At 68.0% G+C, this 10,488-nt stretch carries 9 protein-coding genes; 2 read left to right on the forward strand and 7 right to left on the reverse strand.

All coding sequences use genetic code 11. The features are described 5' to 3' along the window. Positions 1 to 1,668: helicase HerA-like domain-containing protein (locus NJ1_RS27690; RefSeq protein ID WP_422615785.1), on the forward strand; the 1,668-nt coding region annotated here is incomplete at its 5' end. A 46-nt stretch (positions 1,669 to 1,714) separates the two neighbouring features. On the opposite strand, the gene lysA is transcribed toward NJ1_RS27690, so the two are convergent. From lysA to NJ1_RS27725, 7 genes are all read right to left on the reverse strand, one after another. Further along, the gene (gene lysA, locus NJ1_RS27695) at positions 1,715 to 3,061 is read right to left on the reverse strand and encodes a diaminopimelate decarboxylase (protein ID WP_067699652.1); all 1,347 of its coding nucleotides are present in this window, start codon (positions 3,059 to 3,061) and stop codon (positions 1,715 to 1,717) included. A gap of 319 nt (positions 3,062 to 3,380) precedes the next feature. Then, the gene (gene cmrA / locus NJ1_RS27700) at positions 3,381 to 4,178 is read right to left on the reverse strand and encodes a mycolate reductase (RefSeq protein ID WP_067699654.1); all 798 of its coding nucleotides are present in this window, start codon (positions 4,176 to 4,178) and stop codon (positions 3,381 to 3,383) included. 170 nt (positions 4,179 to 4,348) lie between these two features. After that, positions 4,349 to 4,783 carry a DUF4189 domain-containing protein gene (locus NJ1_RS27705; RefSeq protein WP_067699656.1) on the reverse strand — a complete coding sequence of 145 codons (435 nt, stop codon included), beginning with the start codon at positions 4,781 to 4,783 and terminating at the stop codon, positions 4,349 to 4,351. Positions 4,784 to 4,918: 135 nt separating this feature from the next. Further along, positions 4,919 to 5,524 carry a VOC family protein gene (locus NJ1_RS27710; RefSeq protein ID WP_067699658.1) on the reverse strand — a complete coding sequence of 202 codons (606 nt, stop codon included), beginning with the start codon at positions 5,522 to 5,524 and terminating at the stop codon, positions 4,919 to 4,921. After that, entirely contained in the window at positions 5,524 to 7,551 is a 2,028-nt protein-coding gene (locus NJ1_RS27715) for an NADPH-dependent 2,4-dienoyl-CoA reductase (RefSeq protein ID WP_067699660.1), read from the reverse strand. The genes NJ1_RS27710 and NJ1_RS27715 overlap by 1 nt, the downstream gene beginning before the upstream one ends. Beyond that, positions 7,548 to 8,126: a PadR family transcriptional regulator gene (locus NJ1_RS27720; RefSeq protein ID WP_067699662.1), complete on the reverse strand. Its 579-nt coding sequence runs from the start codon at positions 8,124 to 8,126 to the stop codon at positions 7,548 to 7,550. Before NJ1_RS27720 ends, NJ1_RS27715 begins: the two co-directional genes overlap by 4 nt. Positions 8,127 to 8,258: 132 nt before the next feature. Continuing rightward, the gene (locus NJ1_RS27725; protein WP_084478919.1) at positions 8,259 to 9,737 is read right to left on the reverse strand and encodes an MFS transporter; all 1,479 of its coding nucleotides are present in this window, start codon (positions 9,735 to 9,737) and stop codon (positions 8,259 to 8,261) included. Between the two features lie 253 nt (positions 9,738 to 9,990). On the opposite strand from NJ1_RS27725, the gene NJ1_RS27730 reads away from it, so the two are divergent. After that, positions 9,991 to 10,488, forward strand: a 498-nt coding sequence (locus NJ1_RS27730) for a helix-turn-helix domain-containing protein (protein WP_245717609.1), incomplete at its 3' end; no start/stop codon positions are given.

Here is a 10,488-nt window from a genome sequence, read left to right on the forward strand (position 1 = left end):
GAGGCGGCCGCCGCGGACACCGGCGCGGTGGCGATTCCCGCCGACAAGGCCGATGCCGCCGAGCCGGCCGCCGCCGAGGCGGATGCGACCTCGGCCGACACCGGGTCGGTCCCGATCCCCGCCGCCGACCCCTCGAACGCGGCCGCGCAGGAGATCGCCGCGGGGTACGCCTTCGAGGGGCTCGCGCTCGAACTCGGCACCGTGATCGTGGACGGCACGATCCACCCCGATGCGCGCGTCCGGATTCCGATGAAGACCATGAACCGGCACGGGCTGGTGGCCGGTGCGACCGGCACCGGTAAGACCAAGACCGTGCAGGGCATCGCCGAGCAGCTCTCGGCGGCCGGCGTGCCGGTCGTGGTGGCCGACATCAAGGGCGACCTGTCCGGTCTGGTGCAACCCGGCCAGTCGAACGACAAGATCCTCACGCGCGCACAGGAAACCGGTGATCCGGACTGGAAGCCGAGTGGTTTCCCGTGCGAGTTCGTCTCGCTCGGCACCAAGGGCATCGGGGTGCCGATCCGCGCCACCATCACCTCGTTCGGGCCGATCCTGCTGTCGAAGGTGCTCGGGCTCAACGAGACTCAGGAATCCACGCTCGGGCTCATCTTCCACTGGTCCGATCAGAACGGGCTCGCGCTGCTGGATCTGAAGGATCTGCGCGCGGTCATCGCGTACCTCACCAGCCCCGAGGGCAAGGAGGATCTCAAGGGCATCGGCGGCGTATCGGCGCAGACGGCGGGGGTGATCCTGCGCGCGCTGGTCAACCTGGAGGCCGACGGCGGTGACACCTTCTTCGGCGAGCCGGAGATGGATCCGGCCGACCTCATGCGCACGGTCGGCGGGCAGGGCGTCATCACGCTGTTCGAGCTGGGCGCGCAGGCGTCCCGGCCGCAGATGTTCTCCACCTTCCTGATGTGGGTGCTGGCGGACCTGTTCCAGGTGCTGCCCGAGATCGGCGATATGGACAAGCCCAAGCTGGTCTTCATCTTCGACGAGGCGCATCTGCTGTTCAACGGGGCGTCCAAGGCGTTCCTGCAGCAGGTCGAGCAGACCGTGAAGCTGATCCGTTCCAAGGGCGTCGGCGTGTTCTTCTGCACGCAGCTGCCGACCGACATCCCCAATGCCGTGCTCTCGCAACTGGGTGCGCGCATTCAGCACGCCCTGCGCGCGTTCACTCCGGAGGATCAGGCGGCGCTGTCCAAGACGGTGCGCACCTATCCCAAGACCGGCACCTACGATCTCGAAAAGGCTCTCACCTCATTGGGAATCGGTGAGGCGGTGGTGACGGTGCTGTCGGAGAAGGGTGCGCCGACTCCGGTCGCGTGGGCGCGAATGCAGCCGCCGCGCTCGCTCATGGACACCATCGGGGACGACGGAATCCGCTCGCGCGCACAGCAATCCTCGCTGTACGGCAAATACGGCCAGACCATCGACCGGGATTCGGCGTACGAGATCCTCACCGCCAAACTGGAGGCCGCGGCACAGGCGGCGCAGGACGCGCCGCCGCCCGCATCGCGGTCGCGGGCGTCCAAGGCCGCGCCCGAGGACGAGTCGATCGCCGAGAAGGTGGTCAACAATCCGGCCTTCAAGAACTTCCTGCGATCCGCGGCCACCGTGGCCGGGCGGGAGATCGGGCGCAGCATCTTCGGCACCCGGAAACGCTAGGCGCGCTCGTGCCCGGCACGGGATCGGCCGCTGATCACCTCTGCGATCAGCGGCCGATATCGCGGCTGAGCAGGTCCTCGATGGTCTCGCGACGCACCAGTTCCCGGCACCGCCCGTCCCGGACCGCGACGATCGGCGGGCGGCCGATGCCGTTGTACGAGGAGGCCAGGCTGTGGTGATACGCCCCCGTGCACGGCATGGCGATCACCTCGCCGGGGCGCAGATCCACCGGCAGTCGCACATCGCGCGCGAGGATGTCCCCGGCCTCGCAGTGCCGTCCGGCGATGTGCGCGGTCATCTGCGGGCCGGTGGGGTGGCGGTTCGCCACGACCGCCTCGTACCCCGCGCCGTACAGCGCGACGCGCGGGTTGTCGCTCATGCCGCCGTCGACCGTCACGTAGGTGTGGCCGTTCTCCACATGTTTGATCGACAGCACCCGGTAGAGGGTGATGCCCGCGCGGGCCACGATGGCCCGGCCCGGCTCGAGCGAGATCGCCGGGCGCGGGAACCCGTGCCGGGCGCAGGCCGCGTCCAGCGCATCCTCGATGATGTCCGCCAGCTCGGACAGGTTCAGCTCCGCGTCACCGGACCGGTAGGCCACCGCATGGCCGCCACCCAGGTCCAGATCGGTCAGCGTGACCCCGGATTCGTCACGGATGCGGGCCATTTCGGCGATCATCCGGCGCACGGCCTCACCGTAGGGGAAGGTGTCGTGGATTTGCGAGCCGATGTGGCAGTGCGCGCCGGTCAGCTCCAGATTGGGTTGGCGGACAATGCGATCCACGGCCTCGAGGACCGCGTCGCCGCCGACCGGGAAGCCGAACTTCTGGTCGGTGACACCGGTGCGCACCGCGGGGTGCCCGTGCACGTCGATGTCGGGCGTGAGTCGCAGCAGCACCCGCTGTGGTCGCGATGCCAGCGCCGAGAGCAGCGTGATCTCGGTGAACGAGTCCACGACTACCCGCCCGACCCCGCAATTGATCGCCGTCTCCAGCTCCGCGAACGGTTTCCCGTTGCCGTGCAGGACGATTCGCTCCGGAGCCACCCAGGAGTTCAGCGCCACGGCCAGTTCCCCGGCCGAGCACACATCCAGGGACAACCCCTCCTCGGTGATCCACTCGGCCACCGCCCGGGTCAGCAGCGCCTTGCCCGCGTAGATGATCTCCGCGTCCGGGAACCGCCGGCGATAGGCCCGGCACCGATTCCGCACCTCGTCCTCGTCGAGCACATAGGTGGGCGTCCCGTACTGATCGGCGATATCGTCCAGCGCCACCCCGCCGACGGTGATCCGGCCGTCCCCGTCGTAGTGCGTCTCGCGCGGCCACACCGCAGGATCCAGCCGGGGCAGCACCCCACCCGACCGCAACGACGGAAAGATGTCCAGCAGCGTCACTTCGTCTCCTGTGAGCGCCCCCGCTTTCTCGGATGCGGGGCCACCCCCAGAACTACGCGCACCGGCATTTCCAGCGCATTACCCGCTACACACCCTTGACGCCCCGGTGCCCGATCTTGACGGAATTCCTCGGGGCTGACTGTCTACCGGTGTCCGGTCGCTGATTTCTCGTGCCGAATACGTGTTCCGGCCACGCTTGAGCTGCACGATTCGATGTTTTCGGGAGGTACCCGCGTCGCGGTGAAGTGAGCCGGGCCGCTCGTCGGATCGAGTGCTGGCGACCGGGTTCCGGATCGATTCGGAAGCCGGCGGGCGGGGGCTAGTTGCCGCCGAGCTTCTTGTAGGCGGCGCCGGCTACCACCGAGGTGAGGGCTCGGGGGCCGAATTGGCCGGCGAGGCTCATGCCCTTGCTCAGGACGCCGGGGACGATGCGCATCTTGTTGCGGGAGAGGCCGTCGATGGAGATCTTGGCGGCGTGAGCGGCGGAGACCCAGATGAACTCGGGGATCTTGTTGCTGACTTCCTCCTGGTCCGGGTTGTCGGTGCGGACCGGGCCGGGTGCGAGCAGGGTGACGTTGACGCCGGTGCCCTTGAGCTCACCGCGCAGGGATTCGGCGAAGGTGTTGGTGAAGGCCTTGGACGCGGCGTAGGTGGTGTTGTTGGGGATGGGCATATTGCCCGCCGCCGAGCCGGTGATGAGGATGCCGCCCGCGTTGCGCTCGAGCATGCCGGGCAGCACCGCCAGGGACAGATCGTGCACGGCGACCGCGTTCAGCTCCATGATGTCGCGCTCGTAGTCCAGGTCCAGCTTGGCCAGCGGGCCGAAGGTGGCGACGCCGGCGTTGTTGCACAGGATCGCGATATCGCGCTTGGCCAGCTCCTGGGCCAGCGGGGCGCGCTGCTCCCGGTTCGACAGGTCCACCGCGCGCACCTCGACGGCGACGCCGTATCGGGCGGTCAGGCGCTGGGCCAGATCGGCCAGCAGCTCACCGCGACGCGCGACGATGATCAGCGAATAACCGCGGGAGGCAAGCTCCTCCGCGAGGGCGGTGCCGATCCCGGAGGAGGCTCCGGTGACGACGGCACGATTGTCGGCTGTGGGTGCAGGCAAGCTCACGATCAGCGAGCCTACCCATGCGCCTCACGAGCCGGGGAGACAGCGGCCCGAACGCCGAAGCCCGCTGGGGATCCGGAGGTCGCGGCTTCGTGGGACCGCACGGTGAAACAGCCCGGAAAACGCACGTGCCCGCTGCCACGAGGGCAGCGGGCACGAGAGCGGTTCGCGAATCAGCCGGCGTTGGAGGTGCACTGCGATTCGACGACATCGGCGCGGCTCGGCTCGGAGCTGCCGAAGCTCACCAGGATCGGGTTCGGGTCGGGACCGGTGGCGGCCAGCGCATTGCGCTCGGCCTCCGCGCGGGTGCTGCCCAGTGCCCACCAGAAATCCTCGCCGCGGGTGGCGATGGCCGCGCAGCCGTTCGACCAGCGCACCTCCACCGTGCAGCTGGAGAGCTTGCAGTAGTCCAGCGCGACGCGATCGGCGTCCGCCTGGGTACGGGCGTCCCAGGCCGTGCCGATCTGCACGCTTCCGTCCCGGTACCAGGCCAGAGCCATGGCTCCGTACTGGTCGCCGTCCGCGTGGGCGGTACCCATTCCGCCGGTGAAAAGTGCGGCGGCAGTCGTCGCGACCACTCCCAGAGCAGTCTTGCGCGACAGTGACATAGAAATTCTCCCCTTGAAGAAACAAGCGCACCTCGATCGGTGCACGATGATCATTACAGGGGGGTACGACAGAAACCAATCGCTATTACCGATGGGCAGGTAATTCGCCCACCGGTAATAGCGACCTGGAATGGGTTATGCGGGAATGGGTTTGGGCTCCATGAACGCAACCCCCCAATTCAGGTGGCCCCGCCACACGCCGGCGATCCGTCCGCCCTGCACCGCCGGTTTCGGGTCCCCGATCGGGCCGCCCGCGGCGCGGACGGCCGCGACCGCGGCATCGAGATCCGGGGTCAGGAAAGCGACGCCGACCAAAGCCGGTGGGAGACCGCAGGCCACCGCTTCGATGAACGGTTCGCCCACGCGATAGAAAGCCATTTCGGGACCCTCCGGTCCGCGCGGAAAGAATCGCCGTCGCGGCGGGATATCCAGGACCGCGCTGAAATTCGCGACCGCGTCATCGAGATCGGTCGCCCAGTAGACGACGTGATCGATGATCGTGACGCCGTTCGGATGACTCACCGGACCGTTGCCGCTATCGCCGACATCACCGGTGTCCGGTTCCAGATATGGCACGCCGAGCCCCGCCGGAGCGGCGTGGGTGTCATCGAATCCCCACCCCGCCTCGCCGAGAGTGCAGGCCACCTGGCCGATCCGGATTCGTCCTTCGGTGACGGTGAAACCCAGTGCCGCCCAGGACTGCTCGTCTCCGGGCAGTCCCAGGCGGGTCAGCAGTGGCATCAGAGGCCCGCCGCCAGTCGCGTGCCCTGGTTGATGGCGCGCTTGGCGTCGAGTTCGGAGGCCAGGTCCGCGCCGCCGATGATGTGCAGGGCCACGCCCGCCGCGAGCAACGGCTCCTCCAGATCGCGCACCGATTCCTGTCCGGCACACAGGATCACGTTGTCGCACTCGATGATCCGCGCGCGCTCGCGCTTCTCGCCGTAGCTGATGTGCAGACCGCGATCGTCGATCCGCTCGTAGTTCACGCCGCCGATCTGCTCCACGCCCTTGGCCTTGACAGCGGCGCGGTGCACCCAGCCCGAGGTCTTGCCCAGATCCTTGCCGAACGAGGACGCCTTGCGCTGCAACAGCACCACCTCACGGGCGGCGGGGGAGGGCTTGGGGGCGGTGACGAAACCGCGCACGTCCGGATCGTCGGACACGCCCCATTCTTCCTTCCACTCGTCGAGCTTGAGGCTGGGATGTCCTTCGACGGTGAGGAATTCGCTCACATCGAAGCCGATGCCGCCCGCGCCGATGACCGCGACCTTCTTGCCGACCGGCTTGCCCTCGCGCACCAGTTCGGCGTAGGTGAGCACCTTCGGGTGATCGACGCCGGGGATGCTCGGGATGCGCGGCTTGACGCCGGTGGCGAGCACGACGCCGTCGTACCGGCCGTCGATGAGCTGCTGGGCGGTGGCCTCGGTGCTCAGATGCAGTCGCACACCGGTGATTTCGATCTGGCGGGTGAAGTAGCGGATGGTCTCGCTGAACTCCTCCTTGCCGGGAATGCGGCGCGCGATGTCGAACTGGCCGCCGATCTTGTCGTCCGCCTCGAACAGGTCGACGTGATGGCCGCGCTGGGCCAGGCTGACCGCGGCCGACAGACCGGCCGGGCCCGCGCCGACCACCGCGTACCTGCGGGTGCGCCGGGTCGGCAGCAGCTGCAGTTCGGTCTCGTGTCCGGCGCGCGGATTCAGCAGGCAGGAAACGGTTTTGGCCTGGAAGGCGTGGTCGAGGCAGGCCTGGTTGCAGGCGATGCAGGTATTGATCTCATCGACGCGGGCCTCCTGGGCCTTGCGCGCCCACTCCGGGTCGGCCAGCAGCGGGCGGGCCAGCGACACCAGCGCGGAGTCGCCGCGGGTGAGAATCTCCTCGGCGGTCTCGGGCATATTGATGCGATTGGACGCGCACACCGGAATGCTCACGATGTCTTTGATCTTCGCGGTCCACTCCACGAAGGCCGCACGCGGGACCGAGGTGACGATGGTCGGAACGCGGGCCTCGTGCCAGCCGATATCGGTGTTGATGATGGTGGCGCCCGCGGCCTCCACATCCTTCGCGACGGCCGCGATCTCGTCCCAGGTCTGGCCGTTCTCCACGAAATCGGCCATGGAGAGCCGGAATACGATGATGAAGTCCGGGCCGACCGCCTTGCGCACGCGGCGCACGATCTCGCTCGCGATGCGGCGGCGGTTCTCCGCGCTGCCGCCCCACTTGTCCTTGCGCTTGTTGGTGCGCCGGGCCAGGAACTGGTTGATGAAGTAGCCCTCACCGCCCATGATCTCGACGCCGTCGTACCCGGCGAACTTGGCCAGATAGGCGCAGCGCGCGTAGTCGTCGATGGTCGACTCGACGCCCTTGCTCGACAGCGCGCGCGGCCGGAACGGATTGATCGGCGCCTTGATCGAGGAGGCCGAAACACTGCCCGGCACATAGGAATACCGGCCCGCGTGCAGAATCTGCAGCGCGATCTTGCCGCCCTCGGCATGCACCGCCTTGGTGATGGCGCGATGGCGATAGGCCTCGGTCTTGTTGGTCAGCTTCGCGCCGAAGGGCAGCAGCCAGCCGATCCGGTTCGGGGCGTAGCCACCGGTGATGATGAGGCCGACACCGCCTTTCGCGCGCTCGGCGAAGTAGGCCGCCAGCCGGTTGGTGTGCCAGGCCCGGTCCTCGAGACCGGTGTGCATGGAACCCATGACTACGCGATTGCGCAGCGTGGTGAATCCCAGATCGAGGGGCTCGAACAGGTGCGGATATGCGCTCATTGCTGAGTGCCTTTCGGTTCGGACGCCGGCGACCGGGCTGGGTCGCGCGCGAGTGCGTCGAGTACTTCGTCGCACCAGTCGACAAACCCCTCTTCTATGCGGATGCCTCCGCGCAGAACCAGGTACTGGTGCAGTGTGCGGCCGGAGAGCTGATCCGGCGCGGGATAATCCTTCTTCTCGAAGGTTCGGTAGATGTCGAGCCGATGCGCGTGCTGATCGCGGTGCCGTTTCACGTCGGCCGCCAGCGCCGGGATATCGGCGTACACGGCGGCGCGCAACTTCACCCCCAGTTCGTTGCGCATCGCTCCCACATCACTGGGTTCGGCGATCCACCGGGTGAGTTCCCCCCGCCCGGCGTCGCTGACGCTGTACATCCGCTTGTCCGGCCGCCCCTCCTGCACGACGGCCTCCGCGGTGACCCACCCCTGCTCTTCCATCCGCTTCAATACGCGATAGATCTGCTGGTGGGTGGCATTCCAGAAGAACCCGATCGACTTGTCGAACCGCCGAGCAAGGTCGTACCCCGAACTAGCGCGCTCGGTCAGCGACACCAACAACGCATGCTCCAAGGCCATACCGCCAGACTAACTGAGACGCCCCGTCCTATGCAATTCAGTGCATAGTCTGAGTGTTCCCGGTTCGAGCAGGCAAAAGGCCCCGAACCCGGCAGGGTTCGGGGCCCTCGCGCCCGGCTGTGATTCGTGGCGCTATCGAGCGGCGCGGGCGGCCAGGACGGAGGCGGCCAGGACGACCGTGCCTTCGGCGATGGCGGTGATGGCTACGGCGTGGGCGGAGGACAGGGCGGTGGCGCCGGCGAGGGTGAGGAAGACCGAGCCGAAGGTGGCTATGCCGACCACCACGCCCAGTTGGACGTTGGTGACGAGGATGCCGCTGGCGTCGGCGGCCAGGGCCGGGGGGATCTTGGCGGTGGTGCGGGCCATGAGAGGGCTGAAGGAGAGCCCGAAGCCGATGCCCATGATGGCGAAGACGGCGAGCTCGAGTGGGCCCATGGGGCTGCCGTCGTGCAGGAGCAGACCCATGATGGCCATGGTGATCGCCGCCAGGACGAGACCGGCGGGAATCATGACGGCGTGAAAGCGGGCGGGGATTCGCTGCCAGTTGAGGCTGGCCAGGGCGAAGGTCGCGCCGTTGGGCAGGAACAGGAGTCCGGCGTGCAGTGGGGAGTAGCCGAGTGCGCCCTGCAGGTGGATGGCCATCACGAACAGCCAGCCGCTGAAGGTGGACATGACCAGGAACAGGGTCGCGGCGGTCAGGACGAGACCGGGCGCCTGCAATACTCGGTCGGCGAACAGGGGTTCGCCGCCGCGCCGATGGACCCAGCGCTCCACCAGTGCGAAGCCCACGAAACCCAGTGCCGCGCAGGCCAATGCGATCCAGGTCCAGGCGGGCCAGTGCTGTTCGTGACCGAGCACCAGCGGAACCACCAGCAGCAGAACCGCGGGGGTCAGCACTGCCAGGCCCGCCAGATCGAGTGCGCGATCGCCGCGCACACCGGGGGCGGGCAGGATGCGCGGGGCGATGGCCAGCAATGCCAGGCCGATCGGCACGTTCACCAGAAAGACTCCGCGCCAACTGGTTCCGGCGATATCGCTGCTGACGATGAGGCCGCCGACGATCTGGCCGATCACCATGCCCCCGGAAATGACGGCCGCGTAGGCGGACAGCGCCCGGGCGCGGGTGGTTCCGGTGAACTGGCGCTGGATGAGCGTCATGACCTGCGGCACCATGGCCGCGGAGCCGATGCCCTGCAGGAAGCGGAAGGCGATGAGCACCGGGGCATTCCAGGCCAGCCCGCAGGCGAGGGACGCCATGGTGAACACCGCGAGTCCGGTGACGAACAGGGTGCGCTGGCCGAATCGGTCACCCAGCCGGGCGCCGGTCACCAGCAGCACCGCGTAGGCGATCACGTAGCCGGACACGATCAGTTGCAGGTTGGAACCGCTTGCGTGCAAGTCGATTCGGATGGCGGGAATGGCGACGTTGACGATCGAGGCGTCCAGAACGGCCATGAACTGCCCGAGCAGGATCACCGCGAGAATCGCGAGCGACCGTCGAGACGGGGGAGCGGTGTGGGGCGGGATCGAGGCGGGGGAAATCGGGGCGGGCGCGGCGGTGGCGAGGGTGGGAGCCGCTACCGGTGACGCGTTGGTCAGGCTCTGTGTCATGCCACCGATCGTGCGCCGACCCCGATCCTGGTAACAGGAGCCTGCTTATGCTGGTACCAGCACCACCTGGATACCGATCGGGAAAGGGGCGACGATGGGGGATGTGAACGCGATACCCCTCGGCGATACCCAGGCGACCCCGCCTCGCCCACGTACTCGACAAGGTACCGCTCAACCCGAACCCCTTGCTGTGCAACCGTTTTCGGGCCGTGGAGCGGACAACCCGGCGCGGGCGGTCGAAGGGGCCTCGGCAGTGGCAGCGAGTCCGGACGGGGTAGTGGACAAGCCTTCGGCACACCCGGCGCCGGCCCGGGCGGCGGATCCGCGCTCGATTCGCAAGACCCGGCGGGAGGAGCTCTCGGGGTTCCTGAAGTCGCGGCGGGCACGAATCGGCCCGCTGGACGTAGGGCTTCCGGTCGGCGCGCGGCGGCGCACCCCGGGTTTGCGGCGCGAGGAGGTCGCGCAACTCGCCGGGGTCGGCGTCACCTGGTACACCTGGCTCGAGCAGGGGCGCGACATCAATGTCAGCGTGCAGGTGCTGGACGCCATCGCCCGCGCGCTCGCGCTCGACGGTGTGGAACGCGCGCATCTGTACCACCTGGCGAATGTCCCCACGGTGCCCTCGACGTACCTGGACGGTCCCGTTCCGGAGGAACTCCAGGTGATTCTCGACCATCTGGATCCGCTGCCCGGCGTGCTGGTCAACTCTCGGTACGACATTCTCGCGCACAACGACCCGTACGCGGCGCTG

It is taken from the genome of Nocardia jejuensis NBRC 103114 (assembly GCF_001613145.1).
GTDB lineage: Bacteria > Actinomycetota > Actinomycetes > Mycobacteriales > Mycobacteriaceae > Nocardia > Nocardia jejuensis.